Source organism: Klebsiella sp. R445 (assembly GCF_051131755.1).
Lineage (GTDB): Bacteria > Pseudomonadota > Gammaproteobacteria > Enterobacterales > Enterobacteriaceae > Klebsiella > Klebsiella lignicola.
In genome coordinates this window covers 1,234,027-1,255,051 of the sequence record NZ_CP180446.1, presented here as the reverse complement: position 1 = coordinate 1,255,051, position 21,025 = coordinate 1,234,027, and the positions used below count along the sequence as shown (strand labels likewise).

Below are 21,025 nucleotides of genomic sequence, written 5' to 3'. Positions count from 1 at the left end.
TCTGGTAAGGGATCAGTTAAGGGCAGGGCTGGTAGTCATTGCGACGGTTTTCGCGTCTACCGGCATGCCCGGCATAAACACTTTTTGTAAACCGTCGACGATGACTTTATCGCCCGGGTTCAACCCCTGCTGGACGATGCGTAACCCGGCAGCCAGGCGGCCCGGCTTGATATCGCGGCGCTGCGCTTTGCCCTCTTTATCCACGATGTAAACGTATTTGCGGTCCTGATCGGTGAGCACCGCTTTGTCGTCTATCAGCGTGGCTTTGAATTCGGCGCTGCCCGGCAGACGCACGCGGGCAAATAATCCCGGCGTAAACAGCCGCTGGGCGTTATCCAGCAGCGCGCGCATGCGGATCGTGCCGGTGCTCGGCGTTAACTGATTATCGAGAAAGTCGACTTTCCCCTGATGGGGGTAACCGTCCTCGCCAACCAGGCCAATCTCCACCGGCAGTGCCTGGTGGTTGCTGGCGGCACCCTGGCCGCTGCGGGCGAGGTTTTGATAGTGAAGATAGGTCGACTCGTCCACGTCAAAGTAGACGTAGACCGTCTTCTGCGAGACCACGGTGGTGAGTACGCTGGCGCTGTCGCCCGCCGTCACCAGGTTACCGCTGGTGATCAGCGCCCGGCTGGCCCGGCCATCGATGGGGGCGGTCACCTTGGTGAAGTCCTGGTTCAACTGGGCGGCATCTACCGCCGCCTGCGCGGCGCGAATATCGGCCTGAGCCTGGGTGGCGGCCGCACGGCGCTGCTCCCACTCTTCGCGGGATACCACATTGGTATTGATGAGTTTATCGGTGCGATTGGCCTCGCTGCGCGCCAGGCTGGCCTGGGTTTTGGCTCTGGCCAGCGTGGCCTGCGCCTGCTCCAGCGCGGCGCGATAGGTGCGGTCATCGATAGTGAACAGCACTTCACCTTTTTTCACTTCCTGGCCGTCGGTGTAGTTCACTTTCTCTATGTAGCCGGAGACGCGCGGGCGGAGCTGCACGCTCTCCACTGCTTCAATCCGCCCGTTAAAACTATCCCATTGGCTAATGGATTTCACCACCACGTCAGCGGCGCTGACTACAGGGGCCGCAGGAGCGGCGTTCTGCGCGACGCTGTTGTCGCAGCTGGCAAGCAGCAGCGCGATGAATGCGCCCCCTGTTAAGCGCAGAGGAAAGTTAACCCAGTATTTTTGCAGGCTCATTATTTTTATTCCGGTGATTATTGCCGCCGGGCAAGACGCAGCGAAGCACGCTACGCCACTTCCTGTGTCCGGTCGGCCTGAGGTCATTTGTGCCGTTCATCGCCACAAAACTGTAACAGTTACGAATACACTATCACGGCGATTGTAGGAAGGTGACAGACTAAGTGCAATAATAATTGTTTCACTTTAAGTGCTGTTTTTTTGCCGACGCTGTCAGGTTTGTCACACATCTGCAGACTGGGGATTTTAGTGCAACAATAAAACTTGCAATTAATACAAAAAACAGCCACTTTTAAATGCAATAAATAGAAATACTTTTATGCTGTGCACAGGGGGACCCAACATGAGCACCGGCACTTTTATGCATGATTTACTCGACTGGATTGATAACCACCTTGAAAGCCGCCTCGATATTGACACGGTCTCCAGGCGGGCAGGGTATTCAAAATGGCACCTGCAGCGGATCTTCAAAGCGCACACCGGCCACGCCATTGGCGAATACATCCGTGCCCGCAAGCTGCAAAAATCACTGGAGCGCTTAACCGACAGCGACGAGCCAATCCTCAACGTGGCCATCGCTCTGGGCTTTGATTCCCAGCAGTCCTTCAACCGCAGCTTCAAGCGCCAGTACGGCCAGGCGCCGGGCGTCTGGCGCCGTAATCTGGCCGCCGCCGATGCAAACCCGGCCTGCCAGCACCGCTGATATCCGCGCATTCAGGGGATCAAAAGCGCCCGGGGCTAAGGCCGTGCGCGCTTTCGGAGGGCATTGAGCCGATCCTCGCCGGCGGTTTACGTCTGTGCAACTGCACCGTTAACGTGCAGTCTCAGCATTGAATGCGTGCAGAGCTTTGCCTTGCGCTGGTCTTCCCGTCCCAGTTCTTCCTCATTTTTATTGTTGATTATCAAACCGTTATTTTTTTAACCGACCAATGGCCCTCATTGGCATGTTTCATGCTCTTATCATTCTGTTCAAGTTACTTGACTAACGTTCAAACAACTTTCAGAGAGCGAACCATGAAACCGACCCGTTTTTCCGTATCTGCCTGTGGGGCAATGTTGCTATCCGCCAGCCTGTATTCGTCTGCGGCCTTTAGCGCCGATCTTCTGCAACGCGTGAAGGAGGCGAAAGTCATCACCGTGGCGACCGAAGCGCGATATGCCCCGTTTGAATATGTTGATAACGGCAAAATCGTCGGGTACGACGTGGATTTGATGAACCATATCCTCGAAAAGTCGCTGCCTGGGGTGAAGGTTAAACAGCTGGATCTGCCTTTCCAGGGCATTCTCCCGGGGCTGGATGCCGGGAAGTTCGATTTTGTCGTCACGGCGGTGACCGTGAACAAGCAACGGATGGCGCATTTCGCCTTTACGGCCCCGATTGCGGAATCCACGGTTGCGCTGCTGAAACGGGCAGATGATAGCGCCATTAAGACCCCGGCAGACCTCAGTGGCAAAGTGATTGGCTCCCAGGCTGGTTCGGGCCAACTCCAGGTGTTGCAGTCCTTCGACAACGCGCTGCGGGCGAAAGGCAAACCAGGTATTAAAGAGATCAAACAGTACGTCGCTTTTGATGAAGCTTACGCTGACCTTGCGTCTCATCGTCTGGACGGCGTCGCCCAGTCCCTCTCAAATCTTGGGCCGCTGATCAAAACGCGCCCTGGGGTCTTCGCCACCTTACCGGAGATGATCGGTCCACAGACCTACTTCGGCTGGGTAGGGCGCAAAGACGCGGATAGCGCCTCGCTGGTGAAAGTGATCAGCGACGGGATCGTCGAGGCTAACCGCGACGGCACGATGAAAGCGCTGCAGCAAAAATGGTTCGGCTTCACCATGACCATTCCGGCAAGCGACATGCCTGCCCCGGCGCTGTGAGTCGTTGACGATGACGGATTTCATCACCAGCTTTGTCCGCTGGCTCCCGGTACTGCTGGAGGGGGCATTAACGACGGCAACGCTGTGCCTGACGGCGATGGCGGCCGGATTTTTAGTGGGGACGGGCGTCTGGCGCCTGTCGATAAGTCCGCTACGGCTGTATCGCTTTGTGGCCCATGTCTGGGTCAGCCTGTTCCGCGGCACGCCGGTGCTGGCTCAGCTGTTGCTGTGCTTTTATCTGCCTTCCTGGTTCGGGCTGGATATTCCCGGTTTTGTGGCGGCGGCGCTTGCCCTGACGCTCAATACGGCCGCCTACCAGTCGCAGATCCTCAAAAGCGGCTTTGCCAGCCTGGCACCAGGCCAGCTGGAGGCGGCGGCTATCTGCGGCCTCACGCCGGCGCAAATTTTATGGCGCATTCAGATACCGCAGGTGGTGCGCACCACGTTGCCCTCATTGATCTCTGAACTGATTGATGTGGTGAAGGCCTCGGCGGTGGTGTCGGTTATTGCCTTGACTGACCTGATGCGCGTGGGGCAGCAGCTGGCTTCTTCGACCTACCAGCCGCTGCAGGTGTACCTCGCCGTCGCGCTGGTCTATCTGCTGCTTACCAGCTTGCTGGCCCTGCTCGGGCGTCAGGCGGAGCGTCACTGGCAGAGGGAACAACGATGAGTGAATTGATGCAGTATCTGCCCGAGTATCTGCAGGCCCTCGGCGTCACGTTATGGCTGAGCCTGTGCGCCGCCTGCGGCGGCATGGTGGTCGGGTTTATGATGCACAGCCTGTGCCGTCACCACGCGGTGGCCTTTCGTCTGTGGCGCACCTATGTCTGGGTCATACGCGGTACGCCGTTCCTGGCGCAGCTGGCGGTTATCTATTTTGGGCTGCCGTCGGTCGGCATCATGCTCAGCGCCGTCGAGGCGACGATCCTCTCGCTGATGCTCTATAGCGCAGCCTACTTTAGCGAAATCTTTCGGGCGGCGTGGAACAGCATCCCGTCCGGACAGCGGGAAGCGGCGCTGGCGAACAATATCTCTTCGTTCCGCTGCTTCTGGCATATCCAGACGCCGCAGGCCCTGCGCTTTGCCCTGCCGCTGCTCGGTAACCAGTTTATTTTGACCATCAAAGAGAGCGCGATCGCCTCGGTCATTACGGTACCGGAATTGACCATGACCACGAGTCAGATTGTCGCCAACACCTATAGCTACGTTCTGCCTTATACCCTGCTGATTATCAGCTACTGGCTGCTGGCCCAGGGGGTAAGCCTGAGTGTCAGAACACTAAGCCACGTCCTGAGAACCGGAGAATAACGTGAGCAATACATCCGCACCTGTACTTGAAATGCGACATGTAGGTAAGTCATTCGCCGACCATGTGGTTCTGCATGATTTCAATCTGAGCGTCCACCATGGGGAGATCGTCACGCTGATCGGCCCCTCGGGATCCGGCAAGACGACCGCCCTGCGCTGTATGAATTTTCTCGAAGCCTACGATCGCGGTGAGGTGCTGATCAAAGGGCAGCTCCTTGGCTATTCCGGCACCCAGCGAGGCCCGTCCTGCATTGACAGCGCCAGCCTGATTGCGGAAGTCCGTAAGCCGCTGGCCATGGTCTTTCAGCAGTTCAATCTCTGGCCACATATGACGGTGCTGGAGAACGTCAGCGCGCCGTTGGTACTGGGGAAAAAAATGCCCCGCCATGAGGCAAAGCAGGCAGCCTTAGCCGCGCTTGCCCGGGTGGGGATGGCGCAAAAAGCCGGCGACTGGCCGGTACGTCTGTCCGGTGGGCAGCAGCAGCGGGTTGGCATTGCCCGCGCGCTGGCGCTGAACCCGGAACTGCTGCTGCTGGATGAGCCTACCTCGGCGCTTGATCCGGAACGCGTCGAAGAGGTGCTGGATGTGATCCGCGACCTCGCCGGGCAGGGGATGACCATGGTGATGGTGACCCATGAAATGGCCTTCGCAGCGCATATCTCTTCGCGGCTGGTGTTTATGGCCGACGGACAGATTATCGAAAGCGGGACACCGCGGCAGATGTTCACCCGCCCCGAAAGTGAGCGGTTGCGCAGCTTCCTTGCGCCACTGTTTCGCCGTCCCTTACAAACCGAAGAGCTGGAGAAATTAGCATGATGGAAGCCAGCTTACAGGTCGCTCAGCACCTCGATGACGCATGGCTGCAACAGCAGCTGGCGGAGCTCGCCGGGTTTGGCAAACTGGCCAACGGCGGCGTGGACCGCCAGGCGCTGAGCGACGTAGAACTTGATGCACGGGCCTGGCTTATCGGCCTCGCGCGTGAACTCGGCTGCGAAGTCTACTGCGACGCGGCGGCAAACCTGTTTTTCCGCCGCCCCGGACGCCGGGCGTTGCCACCGGTCGGCACCGGCAGCCATATCGATACCCAACCCTGCGGCGGCAACTACGATGGTTGCTACGGGGTGATCGCCGGGCTGGCATGCCTGAAAGCGCTGAATGACGCCCAGGTGGTCACCGAACGCCCGGTCGAGGTGGTTATCTGGACCAACGAAGAGGGAACCCGCTTCGCGCCCGGCGCGATGGGATCCAGTGCTTTTGTCGAACCTGCGCGGCTTGCCGGCTATCTGGCGGCTATTGGGGAAGATGGCGTGCCCTTTAACGAGGCGTTAGCGCGCCATCGGCAGCGTTTCCCAGAGATACCGCCGCGGCCAGATCGTGATCTGGCCTGCTTTGTCGAATTACATATCGAACAGGGGCCGGTTCTGGAGGCTCATGATTTGTCGCTGGCGGTGGTGCAGGGTATCCAGGGCGTGCGCTGGTATCAGGTGACCTGTCAGGGCGTATCGGCCCATGCAGGAACGACGCCGATGGGCTTGCGTCAGGACGCAATGAACCTTGCGCGGGAGTTAGTGAACCACATTGAACGGACGATGGGCGATACCGACGATGCGCAGTTGCGCATGACCTTCGGCCGCTGGCAGGTCACCCCTAACGCCATCAACACCATTCCCTCGCAGGTGAGCTTTACCCTGGATTTCCGCCATCCCGCGGATGAGACCCTGCTCCGGCTCGATGCCCTGATGGCCGGGCTGAGCAGCGAACGGGTGACCGTCGATACGCTGTTAGCCAAAGCGCCGGTGGCTTTTGAGGCGTCAATGAATCAGGTGTTAACCAACGCCGCAAATGCGCTGGATATTGCCCATATGGCGCTGCTGTCCGGAGCCTTTCATGACGCGATGTATCTGGCGGAGCACTGTCCCACCAGCATGTTATTTGTCCCCAGCCATCAAGGCATTAGCCATAACCCGGCTGAATTTACCGAACCACGCTCGTTGGCCGCAGGCGCTCGTACATTAGCCTGCGCCCTGACCGAGCTTTCCGCTACTTTTGAAGGAGTTTTACCATGACCACGACGACCCATTATCCCGCTTGCTGTGACCACGACAATGGCGACGCCCTCGGCGTGAACCCGACGGCGACCACCCCGATCTCGCCGGATGGCGCGCCGGTGATTAACGAACTCTACACCATCCCACCGCGCTGCGGTCGTGCGGTGCTGCTGAAAAAAGGCCAGGTGATCCGCATCATCAACACCCCGGGGAGCCAGGTGTGCGATACCTGGTTTTTCAATCACGCCGATCTGAGCGAGTTTGCCTCGATGGAGCACACCCGCGCGTTCATCGACAAAATCATCCCCCAGCCGGGCGATGTGCTGGCGACCAACCACCGCCGGGCCATCGCCACGCTGCTGACCGATACCTCGCCGGGAGTGCATGACACGATGATCGCCGCCTGCGACCTCTACCGTTACAGCAATATGGGGATCACGGAGTACCACGATAGCTGCGCCGACAACCTGCGGATGGCGCTGCAGGCGATTGGGCTGCGCGCCCGCGAAGTGCCCCAGCCGCTGAACCTGTGGATGAATACGCCGGTCAATCCGGACTACACCATTTCCTGGTTGCCTACGGTCAGTAAAGCGGGTGATTATGTAGAGATTCGTGCTGAACTGGACTGCGTGGCGGTGATGTCGGCGTGCCCTCAGGATATCGTGCCGATCAACGGCTGTTCGCCGCAAGAGGTCCAGTTCATCGTGATGGCGTGATGGATAATGTCCGGGCCCGCCGCAAGCGGGCCTGTTGCTGGATTGAATGAAACTCATACATGAAAAATACGACTGAACTGAAATCTTCGGGAACGCGTCTCGGCATGCGCTTGCGCCATGCCAGGCTGGTGCAGGAAATGACGCTTAAGCAGCTGGCGCAGAAGGTGGGGTGCTCGGAAAGTTTGCTGTCGAAGCTTGAGAATGAAGCGGCAAGCCCGTCGCTGGCGATGCTGCATCGGTTAGCCAAAGCGCTGGACACCAGCATTGCCGACCTGATGGCGGAAGACTGGGTGGCTGATGCGCCGATCCTGAAGCCCGAACAGCGCCAGCGTAAGCGCTTCCTGCAACGTAACAAAAAGGGCGGCATTGAGCTGGAAAACCTCACCTGGCACCACAAAGGCGGGCTGCTGCAGGGCAATATTCATATTATTGAGCCCGGCGTGGAGAGCGATGGCCTGATTGAGCACCATGGCGAAGAGATGGGCTACGTGCTGGAAGGTGAAGTGGAGCTGCGGCTCGGCGACGACGTATGGCGCCTGACGCAGGGGGATTCCTTCTATTTTCCAAGCCAGGTTCCCCACGGGTACCGTAACGTGGGCAGCGTGGTGGCGAAAGTTCTGTGGGTCAACACCCCCGTCACCTTCTGATATGCCCCGGTTGTCATTCAAAGCACGCCGCCCGCTCCCAACACTCGCCGCAGCTTTAGCGCGTCAGCCAGAACTCGCGTTGTAAGGCCAGGGTCTCTTCTTCGATCTCCGCCACCGGCCCGAGCAGCGAAATCGCTTTCTGCCCGTGGCTGAAGACCCAGGAGGCCGGAACGCTCATCGTCGGGTTTTCCTGGTGGCTGCCGGTGCAGGCCAGCAGCTGTTCTTCGCTCATGCCGTAAACCACCCTGCCAATATTGGCCCAGTAAATGGTACCCGCGCACATGCAGCAGGGTTCGACCGCCGTGTAGAGCGTGCATTGCCAGAGATATTCCGCCGGGTAGTTGCTGGCGGCGATGCGCGCCAGCGTCGACTCCGCATGGTTAACGGTATCAATGTTGCACTGGGTCAGCAGCACGGTGTGGCCATCCGGCGCCACCAGTACCGCGCCGAAAGGGTGTCTGCCGAGAGCAATGGCCCGGCGGCCCACCTCGTTGGAAAGTCTGAGAAACTGAATATCACCAGGGGTAATCAAAGTGCTGTCTCCGTGTCAGATGTGCGGCGATGAAGTAAGGCATTCAGCAGGACGGCGGTGAAACCACCGATAAAAATCCCGCTATCCATAAACAGTTTTACCGAGGGGGGAAGGTGCTGGAACAGGGCCGGGAAGGCTACAGGCAGCACGCCAACCGCTATGGATACCGAAACGATAAGGACATTTTTCTCATCGTTAAAATCGACGGTTTTTAACTCCCGTACGCCGGCCGCCAGGGTCATTCCAAACATCAGCACCGCCACGCCGCCGAGCACCGGACTGGGAATGATCGCCACGATGGCACCGAGCTTGGGAAACAGGCCCAGGGCCACCAGAATCAGCCCCGCGGCGATCAGGACGCTGCGGCTGGTGACTTTGGTCAGCATCAGCAGACCGGCATTTTGTGAGAAGGCGTTGTAGGGGAAGCTGTTCAGGCATCCGCCGACCAGGGTCGATAGCCCGTCGGCGCGGATCGCGTCAGCCAGACGCCGGGAGGTGGTGGGCTGGCCAATCAGCTTATCGATCAGCAGGATGTTGCCCGTGGTCTCGGTCATTACGATCAACATCGACAGGCACAGCACCACAATCGGCGCGAGCGAAAACTGCGGCATCCCAAAGGCGAACGGCAGGCTGAAGCCGACCCAGGAGGCCTGCGTCACGGCGTCGAAATGGCTTAATCCGCACAGCCAGGCCCCCAGCGTGCCGATCAGCAGCCCGAACAGGATACTGAAGTTACGCATCACGCCGCGGGTATTGCAGTAAAACAGCAGGGTCACGACGAGGGTGGCAAAACCGAGCAGCAAATTACGCGGCTGGGCAAAATCGGGCGCATCCGGGATCCCGCCTCCCAACCAGATTGCCGCGGCGGGCATCAGTGAAATACCAATCAGTGCGATCACGCAGCCAATCACCAGCGGCGGGAAAAAATGCACCAGGCGGCTAAATACCGGGGCCACCAGCAGCGTGAACAGACCGCAGGCGATCACCGAACCGAAAATAGTGGCGATGCCGTACTGCTGCCCGATCATCAACATCGGCGCCAGCACGATAAAAGAGCATCCCTGGATCAGCGGCAAGCGACTGCCGAAACGGCCAATCCCTATCGCCTGCAAAAGCGTGGCCAGCCCCGAGGTCAGCAGGCAGGCATTGATCAGGGTAATCGTTTCGCTACTGCTCAGCTTCAACACGGCCGCCAGAATCAGCGGGACGGTGACGGTGCCGGCATACATCACCAGGACGTGCTGGAGTCCAAGAGAGGCAATGCGTTTTACGCTAAGCGAGTGGGTGGTGCTGTGGTTTTCTAAAACGGTAGCCATGGTAATCCCCTGAAAATACGCGAAGGAAGAGGTCGCCACTATATGTGTGGAAACGTGATATAAGTTAGTCAGCTGTTTTCAGTTTTATTGAAATCTGGGGGGCAAAATGCGCTATTCATTGGAGCAACTTATGGTCTTCGAGCAGGTTGCCCGCTCCGGCTCGTTTTCTGCTGCCGCACGGGTACTGAAGCGATCGCAGTCGTCGGTGAATATGGCGATGAGTAATCTTGAAGACGAATTTAATGTCCGCTTATTCGAGCGCTCGCCGCGCCAGGTCACGCTGACCGGGGAGGGCGCGGTGCTACGCGAATACATCAAAACCGTGCTCGAACAGTGCAACGTGCTGGAGCAGCGGGTCGGTGCCTACAATGTGCAGACCGAAGCCAGCCTGACCCTGGCGATCGAGGTGCCTTACCCGACTATCGCCCCGGTTTTATATGAATTTGCTATGACTTTTCCTCAGGTTGATATCCATATCCGCGAGCCACATCAGGGGGATGTGACGGGACTGGTGAGCAGAGGCGAGGTGGACGCCGGGATCGTGATTTCCCGCAGAATTGACGGCGATCGGCTGCAGTTCGTGCAGTTAGGCAAGGTTATTATGGTGCACGTGGTCAGCGCCTCGCACCCGCTGGCGAGCCAGGGCCCGGTCTCTTTCGCCGATCTGCATCGCTGGCGCCATATTACCTTTGGTCCCCAGGAACAACACATTGCCACCACCGAATATCTCGGCAGCCCAATGCTGTGGCGCGTCGAAAGCTATAACGCGATGATCGCCGCCGCCAGCGCGGGACTCGGCTGGGCCTCCCTCCCGCGGTTGTTTGTCGAAAAAGAGCTAAACGAAGGCCAACTGGTTGAGCTGCGACAGCAGGAGTATCCCCACACCGACTGGGTGGTCGGGGTCGATTTGCTGTGGTCGAAGCACAAACGGGTGGGCAAATCGCTGCACTGGCTACGGGATCGGCTTATCCAGCATAAAATCTTCGAGCAGGATAATAGCGGCAACCGCACCACGTTATAGTCCAGCGCGCGGTAACCCCAGCGACAGTCTCTGTCACATGGCATGTTCATCATTTTTGCTGTTTAGCCGTTTTCGTTGGCGGACAGCTGTCGGTGCCCTGCATGATGACTTTTTCATTTTGCGTGTCGGTTCCATAGATGCAAATTTTACCCTCATCGGTCTGGACTTCTTCCTTGAGTGGCAAAATAACGTCCTGAGCAATGGCATTGCATGACATCGCCGCAATGAAAGCGAGGGTTGGCACGGCTAACATTCGTTTCATCGGTTTTCTCCTGAGGTCAATCTCATCTTGAGATCTTCTGCATAATCATCGTGTAAGGGGATATCTGCTTTTATGGTGGCGTGACGACTTCTGACCAGAACGTGTGACCACGCTCTGCAACAACAACGCCTTTCGCTTGCTGGTCTGGACTATAGCTATTACCTAACGTAACGGAAAGCGCTTTCCATTTATGGATGGGTTAATTGTGATTAGGATCACCAGAAATAATCAATTACCGACAATATGATACGGATATCTGGGAGGGGGACGGAGAACTCATCGTTGGATGCGTCGTTTCCATTGCCATTCGGTCTGTGCCATCTCTGGCCCCTTGAATCTGCTATTTCGATGTTATCCATAACCTCTTCAAGCATATTTGTGTGATTTAAATCACTAAAACATCCTTTTTTATCTCAGATTTGTGATTTGATCCGGTAAATATGGAAAGCGCTTTCCGTTATGGGATATACATTTCCTTTTTTGATCCGTACATTTCCACTGCAACGTTAAGCAGTGCAAATAATAAACAAAGGGATCATATGAGAAAGCTAATTAAATCAATACCTCTGTCCTTGATCGCCGTAACGGTAATGAGCAGCTACGCCAGCGCAGATGATAAATACGATTTTCAACTGCACGGTTACATGCGTTCCGGGATTCTGGCTAACAGCGACGGAAACCGTTCCAACTCCGTGGGGTTAATGCCGGATGGCAAATGGCGTCTTGGTAACGAAGAAGACACCAAAATTGAACTGATTCCGACGGTGACGCTGAAGTCAGATACCGGTGCGGTGGCCCGTATTCAGGCCAACCTGACGCACCAGACCAAATGTACCGCCGACTGGAACTGTCGCGATGACGACGACCATGACGTTCAGTTCCGTGAGGGTTTTGCTGAACTCAGCAACCTCGATTTTGCTCCGGATATCACCTTCTGGGCCGGTAAGCGCTACAGCAGCTCTAACACTTCCAGCCACCAGTTTGACTGGGAGTACATCCAGTACAACGGGACCGGCGGTGGTTTTGACAATATGGACCTCGGGTTCGCCCGTTTTGATGCCGGGGTCTATGCCTTCTCGCCAACGGATGAAACCGATGCCTATCCGGTTGATCAAGGTGACAAGGGCTACCCGGACGATTACTCCCTCAACCTGTGGTTCAAGAAAATTGGCGGCACCGGTCTGGACCTCGAATTTATCGGCCACCATATGAACCGCAACGAAAACCATTCGACGGCGGCAGAAAAAGGCTACGGCTTTACCGGCGTGTACAACTTTGATGGTTTCTATGGCCTGACCGGTGGGTATTCCCGCATTGCCTTCCAGTACGGTAAAGGGCTTGCCGCCGCTGACTCGCTGGGTAAAAACGGCTGGGGCTGGGCGAACCTTGAAGATACCCAATCCTGGCGTGTGGTGCTTGATAACCTGGCGACGATGGGCGATCTGGAAATCTCCACCTTCGCGTTCTACCAGAAAGACAAGAATTACCGCTGGTGGACCAGCGATGAAAATGGCTGGGGTCGCTCGATGTGGGTCGCCGGGATTCGACCTTATCACCAGATCACCAGGAACTTCGCCATGCAGTACGAGTTGGGTTATGAGTATCTCGACGACAAAAACTACATGGGGGTCGATGGCAAAGGTAAGGGCGGGCTGACCAAAGTGACCATCGCGCCAACGCTGACCTTTGATTCCGGGTTCTGGGCGCGTCCGCAACTGCGCTTCTTCGTTACTTATGCCAAGTGGGATAAGGGCGTATCTGATGCCCTTGATGGTAGCTACGACTGGAGCACCGGCAGCATCACCTCGGGCAGTTATACCCGCTCGGGGAGTTCTGACACCCTGAATTTCGGTATTCAGGCTGAAGTCTGGTTCTAAGGAGAAGAACGATGTTTATCCCCGTAAAAAAAATCCTGTTGGTTTCACTGCTGTCAGCGCTGGGATGTGCTGGCGCAATGGCGGCGGAACAGTCCCATTTTGAGCACTTCATCACCCGTGATGGGGCGCAACTGAAGGATGGCAATAACGTCTTCCGCTTTGCCGGGATCCATGCCCCGGAACTGCATCGCATCGAAGATGATGCGCGCGGAACCTGTAAAGCTGACCCCCGGGGATGGGGGCAGTACTTTAAGTGGCCCACCGCTGAAGAGCAGGAAAACTGGATCAAGGCGATGGTGAAAACGGGCGCGAAGGCACAACGGGTTTATGTGCTCTCCGTGCAGCAGGAAAATGACAAAGCCTGCGATCGCGAAACGCATATCCTCGCGCCCGAAACGCCTGACGGTATGCCACGGCTGAACGAAACGGCGATGAAAGTGTACGACAACATGATCGCCGAGGCGGACAAGCAGGGCTTAAGGCTGATTCTGCCGTTTATCGACCACTGGTGGTGGTGGGGCGGACGTGAACAGCTGGCGGCGTTTTATCATGAAAAACCAGAAGATTTTTACCGTACCGACAGCAAAACCTATAAAGCATATCAGGACATCATCCGTCAGGTGATCACGCGCGTTAACAGCATTACGGGCCGTCACTATTACGATGAAAAAGCCATTATGGCCTGGGAAACGGGTAACGAACTGGAAGACACCAATGCAAGCTTCCTTAAAGAGACCGCGGCCTGGATCCGCAAATGGGCTCCGCATCAGCTGATTGTCGACGGGACCTATAAAAAGATTAATGATTTTTCCATTAACGATCCTAACGTCGACATTGTCAGTAACCACTACTACACCAACGCGGGTAACAACCATCCCGACCAGGTACGCAAAGATCTGGAGGCTATCGGCGGTAAAAAGGTTTACCTGGTCGGCGAGTTTGGTCTGCTGGACCACAAAGAGCTGAACAACATCATGCAGTCTATTGTGCATACCGATGTTAACGGGGCGCAGGCGGCTGGTGGCTTTATCTGGGGGTTCCGTGGCCATCGTCATGACGGCGGATTCTACTGGCACAAAGAGTATACCGGCCACTATAGCTACCATCTGCCGGGCTTCCCGGTAGAAGGCAAAGCCAACCAGGAAATGGAGGTGGTCAATCTGGTTCGCAATGCGTCCGCGCAGATGGCTGGCCTGAGCACAGCGCCTGCGCTTCCCGTTCCGGAAGCACCGAAGCTGAGAACCACGGATTCGCCTTTTGCCATCAACTGGATGGGGGCGCCGGTCGGTCGTTATTACGATATCGAACGAGCCACCAGCGCGAAAGGGCCGTGGAAGGTAGTCGGCAAGGATGTCTCTGACGGCGTCAATGAGTGGGATCCGTCAAAAATGGCGCTCTTCCGCGATGACTACAGCAGCCTGCAATTAGGGAAAACTTACTACTACCGCGTCATTGCGAAGAACGAAAGCGGTGCGTCAGCGCCTTCTAACGTCATCAGCATCAAGCACACCCAGGAAAACCTTGCGCCGGTAGTGACGCTGGGCGCTGCCCTGACCACCACTCAGGATAAAGGGGTGCCGCTCGTTGCCACATGGACTGACGACGAGCTCCCCGCGCGTCACGTCACGGTGGCGTGGAGTACCGGTGGCAACGACAAGGCACACGTGTGTGACAGCGGCAAAGCAGAAACCCGGGCCTGGTTCTCAGCCCCAGGAGAGTATGACCTGACCTTTACCGCCAACGATGGCCTGCTGAAAGCGAGTAAAACGGTGAAGGTGTCGGTCGCCGAGCCTGCCGGCAAGCTGCCTGCCGATTATTGCAAATTCAGCGGCGAGGTGTTGGATGTTAAGCAGGGTGAGCTGAACGTTGTGAAAAGCAGTGAAAACCAGCTGGCTATTGCTGACGATGGCTTCCTGGGACCTTTTGCCAATGATGGCGATAAGGTGACGTGGAAGGTGAATGCTCCCTGGGAGGGCAAATACGCCCTGCATGTGAAGTTCAATGGGAAGTGGGGCGGTAAGAAAAACTCCTTCGTGGTTAACGACGGCTCGCCGATCGGCATTGAATTCCCGCAGACGGATGAAAAAGGCCAGCAGGTCGTCGTGCCCGTCACCCTGAAGGCCGGTGAAAACGTGGTGAGCTTCGGTAAGTTTTCTGGCGACTGGGGCTATATGTTTATTCAATCTATTGCCGTGACTGCTGAGTAATGGCTTTGGCTGCGCCCATTGGGCGCAGCATTTATTTTAACCTTCATCAATAACCTGAATAGCGATCGTGGCGGTGATTAATAATAGGCTGCATTTAATTAGCGTGGTAAATACCTTGCACTTATAGGATTTATCTTAAATAAATACGGTGAAAAGCTTTTTTAGCGGGGATTATTAAGGAAATGTAATGATTCCAACGCTCAGCGTCAAAAGATATTTAAAGCATTAAAATAAAAATAACAAAATAAGCGATGGAATATTATCAAGTTAATAACAAAAATGCGCCACCAATTTTAATTGTTTTTAAAATAATGAGTTAAAGCAGAGTTTTCATCCAGGGCTGGCCTCTTTTCTTGTTTTGCTATGTCAAATAAGATGCGGTTGTCCAATACGGACTGTTGAATAAATTTTCCAGGTTTGCAATGGCATCGGTCAGGTTAAAAATAAGACAGGGTTAAAAATGAAAAAGAGAGCAATAGCAGTGATGGGGGTTCTTTGCCGGATTGCGAAACCTTACCTGATGCCAGCCAGGACGATAATGGCTCACGTTGTTGGTACCGTAGAAAGGGTCAGTAGATGAAAGCGAAATATATTATCGGTGTCGCGCTGGTCGCCGGTTCATTGTTTCAGCCGGTATTTGCGATCAGCGAAGCTTATCGCGCACAGCTGGAACGTTCAGGATGTACTCAAGTCAGTGAAGCGAACGGGACGTGCCATGTCGGGCACGCCTATCACCAGTATCAGGATGCGGATAACCATAAGCACAACGCCAGACGCGAGGTCGCGGAGGATATTGTGCACGATCTCGATGTCAATATTACCGGGATGTATCAGCAGCAGGCCGTAGATTTTATGCAATAAAAAGAATGATGACGCAGGGATGTGCTATCCCGGCAGTGTATCTAACGTGAGTATTTATACTCGAACGATCACGAGTATATTGAGAAAATATCATGTCTGAGGAACTGAAGATAAAAAGAACGCTTCTCGGGAAAATATTTCTATGGCTGTTTATTGCATTTTGTATCTGGTTTATCTATTTCACCCTGGATGAAGGGGTATTCTTTTTTAGTGGAATGAATAATGGTGTGTCAATTGAAATGTTTTCAACAGAGCGTTCTATCGTGCCAGTGATTACGGTGGTGCTATTTATTTTGGGGGCGGCGATCGGTTTTCTGGCGTGGCTGACGCGACCGACGGCAGATCAGGAATCCCGGGATCATTTCTGGTCGTGAACGATACTGACGCTGTTTAAGGGGGATGGCGCAGCGTGAATACAGGGCACGGATCGATCCAGTTCCGTGATGATGAGGCGATACCATAACGATAATCCTGCTAACCCGGCTAGCAGGATGATTCGGGTTGGCGGCCCCGTCGCTTACTTCCTCAGCAGTCAGTCAGACACCCGCGCAGCATTAAGAATTTTCTCGCCAATAGCATCAGTATGTTACGTCTGTCTGGATAATTGATAGCCGCAGCCTATATTGACCTGCCGACCTGATAAAACTACTGTATATATAATCAGTATTTATGTGGTGGGTTTATCATGAAGTTTTACACGCCAGCCGAGTTACACCAGATGGCTCCGCTCCCCTTATTCAGTGACGTTGTGCAGTGTGGCTTTCCCAGCCCGGCGCAGGATTATGTCGAAAAACGCATCGACTTAAACGATCTGTTGATTAGCCACCCCAGCGCGACCTATTTCGTGAAAGCCGCCGGGGACAGCATGATCGACGGGGGCATCGGGGAGGGCGATCTGCTGATCGTCGACAGTTCACGCAAGGCCGCGCACGGTGACATTGTGATCGCCGCGGTCGACGGAGAGTTTACGGTCAAAAAGCTGCAGCTGTGGCCGCTGGTACAGCTTAATCCGATGAACAGCGCCTATTCCCCGATCCTTGTTGGCAGCGAAGAGACCCTCAATGTCTTTGGCGTCGTCACCTACATCATTAAATCTGCAGGCTGAATATGTTTGCGCTCTGTGATGTTAACGCGTTTTATGCCAGCTGCGAGACGGCCTTCAGGCCGGACTTAAGCGGCCGACCGGTGGTGGTATTGTCGAATAACGACGGCTGCGTGATCGCCCGATCGGCCGAAGCGAAGCCGTTTGTGAAGATGGGTGAGCCGTACTTTAAACAAAAAGAGCAGCTCCGCCGGCACGGCGTGATCTGCTTTAGCAGCAATTACGAGCTCTACGCGGACATGTCGAATCGGGTCATGACCACGCTGGAAGAGCTATCTCCGCGCTGTGAAATTTACAGCATCGATGAGGCCTTCTGCGATCTGACCGGGGTGCGTAACTGCCGAGATCTGAGTGACTTTGGCCGGGAAATTCGCGAAACGATAGGGCGCAGAACCCATCTCACCGTCGGCGTCGGCATTGCCCAGACCAAAACCCTGGCCAAGCTGGCCAACCATGCGGCAAAACAGTGGCAGCAGCAAACGGGCGGCGTGGTGGATCTATCGAACCGGGAGCGGCAGCGAAAGCTGATGGCCCGCCTGCCCGTCGGGGAAGTGTGGGGCGTCGGCCGCCGTATCAGCACAAAGCTCGAGACCATGGGGATCAAAAGCGTCCTGCAGCTTGCAGATACCGATATTCGTTTTATCCGCAAACATTTCAACGTGATCCTGGAACGGACGGTGAGAGAGCTGCGCGGTGAGCCTTGCCTGGCACTGGAAGAGTTTGTGCCGCTTAAGCAGGAGATTATCTGCAGCCGATCGTTTAGCAGTTATATTACGGCGTATCCCGAGATGCACCAGGCGATATGCAGCTACGCCGCGCGTGCCGCCGAGAAGCTGCGCGCCGAGCATCAGTACTGCCGGTTTATTTCGGTGTTTATCAAAACCAGCCCCTTTGCGCGCAACAGCCCCTATTACAGCAACGGCGCGTCGGTGAAGCTGCTCACGCCGACGCAGGACAGCCGGGATATTATTGCGGCGGCCATCCGCTCGCTGGATGCGGTCTGGAAGGAGGGGCATCGCTACCAGAAAGCCGGGGTTATGCTGGGGGATTTTTACAGCCAGGGGGTTGCCCAGCTCAATCTTTTCGACGACAACGCGCCACGCAAGAACAGCGAGAAACTAATGGCGGTGCTGGACGATCTGAATGCGAAGAACGGAAGAGGCGCGCTCTATTTTGCCGGGCAGGGGATACAGACCGGATGGCAGATGAAACGCGATATGCTTTCCCCGCGCTACACGACCCGCTACAGCGATCTGCTGCGGGTGCGCTGATAGGGCTGTGCTGTGATGGTGGCGGAGAGGGGGCGCGGTGTCTGAAGACTCGTGATGTCGCCATCCGGCGCAGGGCGCGCCCGGGATGGCGGCACAGAAACCGTTAACGGTTTAAGTTTTTGAGCAGCTTGACGGTCTCTTCGATGTCAATCTCATCTTCCGAGAAGATAAGAGTAGTGCCCTGGAAGGTGGTGATCGCCAGTTTTTTCAGCGAGCGCATCTCGCCCGGTTTCGCGGCGGATTTCGGTCTGATATTTCCCATCAGCATCCCTACCGACAGCACCGCATTCTCTTTATCAACGGAGGCATCTGCCGGAACTTCTTCGCTGTACACGAGGTAAGATTTGATCGAGGTGATCTTCAGGCGCTCGCCAGCAATATAGAGATTTTTGCTCTCCGGGACGACCTTCACTGCATAAGCGGACAAGCCTTTATTATTGGTGGTAGGTTCAAAGGTCACCGCCGCGTCTTTCTTAATCAGGTCAGGGTTGGCGACCTTAATCACATGAAAATAACGGTTATCACCGTTTTCATCTTTGATAAATCCAAAACCTTTATCTTTAAACCAGGTTGTGATCGTGCCATTCATCGCCATTATCGCCTACTTAATCGTTTATCTACTCAGTTTTTGCAGCGCGCAGTGTAAAGCACAATGCCTGCGCAGACCACGCCTTTGGCTTAAGTCTGGACGATAAATTTGTGCTGCGCGAGTGGCTAACGGCGAAGAGTGGGGCCGCCAGCCGTTGTATTGTGGATTTTGACCCGCCGGGTTTGCTATATGGCTGGCAGAGCGCACAGCCATCGCCTGTTACCACATCAAATCATCAGGAATTTTAAAATCAGCGTACGGATCGTCTTCGTCCTGCGCTTCCTGAGTCAGGTCGCTATTGAACACAATGCTGCTGGCGTCACGCTGGGCAATCTTATCGGCCACGCTGGCAGGGATAATCGCGTATACGTTATCGCCATTGGCGTCAGTGGTCAGGCGCGCGATAGCAAGCCGGCCATTGGTGAGCTGTGCCTGGGTCAGCTTGTCCACCGTCATCTGCTTGATTAAGTTACCGTCGGTGAAGTTAAACGTAATATTGCCCTTTGAAATGGTGATGCGGTTCATTTCAATAAGCTGTTTTACCTGCGCTTTATACTCTTTCGATAACGTCGCCTGCTTTTGTTGTTCACTCAGCAGCTTGTCGCGCTCCTGCTGCGACTGCTTATTTTCAGCGACCGCCGCACGGGCCTCTCGGGCCTGAACGCGTGATTTCTTCGCCGTTCTCTGGACCTTAGCCGCCTTCTTACTGGTGACTAATCCCGCTTTGAGCATCTGTTCTTGTAAAGTAAGTTTTGTCATCGTCGTTTCTGAACCCGTTGAATAATGCAGGGGATTATACCTGCAATTTTGACGACTGTAACAGGTTCCAGCCCACGAACCTGCGCGGTGGCTGCCTGCCAGGCCTGTCGATCGCTTCCATGTCCCTGGGTGACGGGACGGTTCAAAATTGCGCATGCACAGCGATAATTGTTATCGCGATCATATTTTTCCATTTTGGTGAGCATAAATAAGAAAGCCTTAAGGTTATTTTAATCTTTCCTTTTTCTTATTTTTAAATAAAGCATTTTCAGATAATCAAATTATTTAGCGCGGTATATTTAACTGTTTTCTTTTTATGGGAATTGTTTTCATTATCATTCCCATTTCACTGTGTTTTAATCCTTTTCGGCCAGGCTATCGGCGGCCATTTATTCAAACATACTAAGGATTAGCATATGAATTTTCGCCTGTCGTCCTACTGCTCCGTCGCGCTTGTCGCCTCATCGTTATATCTTGCCCCTCAGGCCATGGCGGCTGACAGCGCTGAAGGCATCGTGGTGTATAACGCCCAGCATGAAAACCTGGTCAAGTCGTGGGTGGATGGTTTCACCAAAGAGACCGGCATCAAAGTGACCCTGCGTAACGGTGGCGACAGCGAGCTCGGGAATCAGCTGGTGCAGGAAGGCAGCGCGTCGCCGGCCGATGTTTTCCTGACGGAAAACTCCCCGTCGATGGTGCTGGTCGATAACGCGAAATTGTTTGCTCCTCTTGATGCCGACACCTTAAAACAGGTCGCGCCGGAATATCGTCCTGAGCATGGCCGCTGGATTGGCATCGCGGCACGCAGTACCGTTTTTGTCTATAACCCGGAAAAAATCAGTGAGTCTCAGCTGCCTCATTCGCTGATGGATCTGGCGAAACCAGAATGGAAAGGGCGCTGGGCCGCATCCCCGTCAGGTGCCGACTTCCAGGCCATCGTCAGCGCGATGCTCGCGCTGAAAGGCGAGCAAGCCACGCTCAACTGGCTCAAAGCGATGAAAGCGAATTTCGTGGCCTATAAAGGCAACAGCACGGTCATGAAAGCCGTCAACGCCGGGCAGATTGATGGTGGCATGATCTACCACTATTACCGCTTTGTCGATCAGGCAAAAACCGGTGAAAACAGCAAAAACACCAAACTGTATTACTTCAAACATCAGGATCCGGGCGCCTTTGTCAGCATCTCCGGCGGCGGTGTCCTGGCGTCCAGTAAACATAAAGAGCAGGCCCAGGCCTTTATTAAATGGATCACCGGTAAGCAGGGTCAGGATGAGCTGAGAACCAACAACGCATTTGAATATGCCGTGGGCGTAAATGCCGCATCGAACCCGAAACTGACGCCGCTGAACGCGCTGGATGCGCCGAAAGTTGAACCTTCTTCGCTGAACAGTAAAAAAGTTATCGACCTGATGACGCAAGCTGGCCTGCTGTAATCCCCCGGTGAAGTG

22 protein-coding genes are annotated in these 21,025 nt (G+C 55.2%); 16 read left to right on the top strand and 6 right to left on the bottom strand.

The window, feature by feature from the left end; translation table 11 throughout:
- Positions 1-12: 12 nt before the first annotated feature.
- Positions 13-1,188, bottom strand: coding sequence for an efflux RND transporter periplasmic adaptor subunit (locus ACMYSN_RS05940; protein ID WP_462497365.1), 1,176 nt, complete (start codon positions 1,186-1,188; stop codon positions 13-15).
- Positions 1,189-1,531: 343 nt separating this feature from the next.
- On the opposite strand from ACMYSN_RS05940, the gene ACMYSN_RS05935 reads away from it, so the two are divergent.
- The 8 genes from ACMYSN_RS05935 (at position 1,532) to ACMYSN_RS05900 (ending at position 7,780) form a co-directional block, all read left to right on the top strand.
- Positions 1,532-1,891: a helix-turn-helix domain-containing protein gene (locus tag ACMYSN_RS05935; protein WP_462497364.1), complete on the top strand. Its 360-nt coding sequence runs from the start codon at positions 1,532-1,534 to the stop codon at positions 1,889-1,891.
- Between the two features lie 311 nt (positions 1,892-2,202).
- Entirely contained in the window at positions 2,203-3,060 is an 858-nt protein-coding gene (locus tag ACMYSN_RS05930; protein ID WP_462497363.1) for a type 2 periplasmic-binding domain-containing protein, read from the top strand.
- A gap of 10 nt (positions 3,061-3,070) precedes the next feature.
- Positions 3,071-3,730, top strand: coding sequence for an amino acid ABC transporter permease (locus tag ACMYSN_RS05925; protein ID WP_462497362.1), 660 nt, complete (start codon positions 3,071-3,073; stop codon positions 3,728-3,730).
- Entirely contained in the window at positions 3,727-4,368 is a 642-nt protein-coding gene (locus ACMYSN_RS05920) for an amino acid ABC transporter permease (RefSeq protein ID WP_154143348.1), read from the top strand. The genes ACMYSN_RS05925 and ACMYSN_RS05920 overlap by 4 nt, the downstream gene beginning before the upstream one ends.
- A gap of 31 nt (positions 4,369-4,399) precedes the next feature.
- Positions 4,400-5,185 (top strand): amino acid ABC transporter ATP-binding protein, encoded by a 786-nt coding sequence (locus ACMYSN_RS05915; protein WP_462498207.1) that lies wholly within the window; start codon positions 4,400-4,402, stop codon positions 5,183-5,185.
- On the top strand, positions 5,182-6,435 hold the full coding sequence (locus ACMYSN_RS05910) for a M20 family metallo-hydrolase (protein WP_462497361.1): 1,254 nt from the start codon (positions 5,182-5,184) through the stop codon (positions 6,433-6,435). Before ACMYSN_RS05915 ends, ACMYSN_RS05910 begins: the two co-directional genes overlap by 4 nt.
- Positions 6,432-7,133, top strand: a complete 702-nt coding sequence (locus ACMYSN_RS05905; RefSeq protein WP_174508563.1) for a DUF1989 domain-containing protein — start codon at positions 6,432-6,434, stop codon at positions 7,131-7,133. The genes ACMYSN_RS05910 and ACMYSN_RS05905 overlap by 4 nt, the downstream gene beginning before the upstream one ends.
- Before the next feature lie 59 nt (positions 7,134-7,192).
- The gene (locus ACMYSN_RS05900; protein WP_123753697.1) at positions 7,193-7,780 is read left to right on the top strand and encodes a cupin domain-containing protein; all 588 of its coding nucleotides are present in this window, start codon (positions 7,193-7,195) and stop codon (positions 7,778-7,780) included.
- A 55-nt stretch (positions 7,781-7,835) separates the two neighbouring features.
- Here the strand turns inward: ACMYSN_RS05900 and ACMYSN_RS05895 are convergent, their stop codons facing one another.
- A complete protein-coding gene (locus ACMYSN_RS05895; RefSeq protein ID WP_462497360.1) occupies positions 7,836-8,312 on the bottom strand; it encodes a nucleoside deaminase in 477 nt (158 codons plus the stop codon).
- On the bottom strand, positions 8,309-9,628 hold the full coding sequence (locus ACMYSN_RS05890) for a nucleobase:cation symporter-2 family protein (RefSeq protein ID WP_462497359.1): 1,320 nt from the start codon (positions 9,626-9,628) through the stop codon (positions 8,309-8,311). Before ACMYSN_RS05890 ends, ACMYSN_RS05895 begins: the two co-directional genes overlap by 4 nt.
- Positions 9,629-9,734: 106 nt before the next feature.
- Here ACMYSN_RS05890 and ACMYSN_RS05885 point away from each other — a divergent pair, with 106 nt between their 5' ends.
- Positions 9,735-10,649: a LysR family transcriptional regulator gene (locus ACMYSN_RS05885; RefSeq protein WP_462497358.1), complete on the top strand. Its 915-nt coding sequence runs from the start codon at positions 9,735-9,737 to the stop codon at positions 10,647-10,649.
- A 49-nt stretch (positions 10,650-10,698) separates the two neighbouring features.
- On the opposite strand, the gene ACMYSN_RS05880 is transcribed toward ACMYSN_RS05885, so the two are convergent.
- A complete protein-coding gene (locus ACMYSN_RS05880) occupies positions 10,699-10,911 on the bottom strand; it encodes a hypothetical protein (RefSeq protein ID WP_462497357.1) in 213 nt (70 codons plus the stop codon).
- Between the two features lie 539 nt (positions 10,912-11,450).
- Here ACMYSN_RS05880 and ACMYSN_RS05875 point away from each other — a divergent pair.
- The 6 genes from ACMYSN_RS05875 (at position 11,451) to ACMYSN_RS05850 (ending at position 18,229) form a co-directional block, all read left to right on the top strand.
- Complete coding sequence (locus ACMYSN_RS05875) at positions 11,451-12,788, top strand: maltoporin (RefSeq protein WP_462497356.1); 1,338 nt, start codon at positions 11,451-11,453, stop codon at positions 12,786-12,788.
- 11 nt (positions 12,789-12,799) lie between these two features.
- Complete coding sequence (locus ACMYSN_RS05870; protein WP_462497355.1) at positions 12,800-14,995, top strand: CBM35 domain-containing protein; 2,196 nt, start codon at positions 12,800-12,802, stop codon at positions 14,993-14,995.
- A gap of 576 nt (positions 14,996-15,571) precedes the next feature.
- The gene (locus ACMYSN_RS05865; RefSeq protein WP_462497354.1) at positions 15,572-15,856 is read left to right on the top strand and encodes a hypothetical protein; all 285 of its coding nucleotides are present in this window, start codon (positions 15,572-15,574) and stop codon (positions 15,854-15,856) included.
- Between the two features lie 92 nt (positions 15,857-15,948).
- Positions 15,949-16,230: a hypothetical protein gene (locus tag ACMYSN_RS05860; protein WP_462497353.1), complete on the top strand. Its 282-nt coding sequence runs from the start codon at positions 15,949-15,951 to the stop codon at positions 16,228-16,230.
- A gap of 311 nt (positions 16,231-16,541) precedes the next feature.
- Positions 16,542-16,961 carry a translesion error-prone DNA polymerase V autoproteolytic subunit gene (locus ACMYSN_RS05855; protein WP_123753708.1) on the top strand — a complete coding sequence of 140 codons (420 nt, stop codon included), beginning with the start codon at positions 16,542-16,544 and terminating at the stop codon, positions 16,959-16,961.
- Between the two features lie 2 nt (positions 16,962-16,963).
- On the top strand, positions 16,964-18,229 hold the full coding sequence (locus ACMYSN_RS05850) for a Y-family DNA polymerase (RefSeq protein ID WP_462497352.1): 1,266 nt from the start codon (positions 16,964-16,966) through the stop codon (positions 18,227-18,229).
- Between the two features lie 103 nt (positions 18,230-18,332).
- On the opposite strand, the gene ACMYSN_RS05845 is transcribed toward ACMYSN_RS05850, so the two are convergent.
- Both ACMYSN_RS05845 and ACMYSN_RS05840 read right to left on the bottom strand, forming a co-directional pair.
- Complete coding sequence (locus tag ACMYSN_RS05845) at positions 18,333-18,824, bottom strand: cold-shock protein (protein ID WP_154143332.1); 492 nt, start codon at positions 18,822-18,824, stop codon at positions 18,333-18,335.
- A gap of 213 nt (positions 18,825-19,037) precedes the next feature.
- Positions 19,038-19,577: a DUF2058 domain-containing protein gene (locus ACMYSN_RS05840; protein WP_123753714.1), complete on the bottom strand. Its 540-nt coding sequence runs from the start codon at positions 19,575-19,577 to the stop codon at positions 19,038-19,040.
- A gap of 416 nt (positions 19,578-19,993) precedes the next feature.
- Between ACMYSN_RS05840 and ACMYSN_RS05835 the strand changes: the two genes are divergently transcribed.
- Positions 19,994-21,010, top strand: coding sequence for an iron ABC transporter substrate-binding protein (locus tag ACMYSN_RS05835; protein ID WP_462497351.1), 1,017 nt, complete (start codon positions 19,994-19,996; stop codon positions 21,008-21,010).
- The last annotated feature ends 15 nt before the right edge of the window (positions 21,011-21,025 follow it).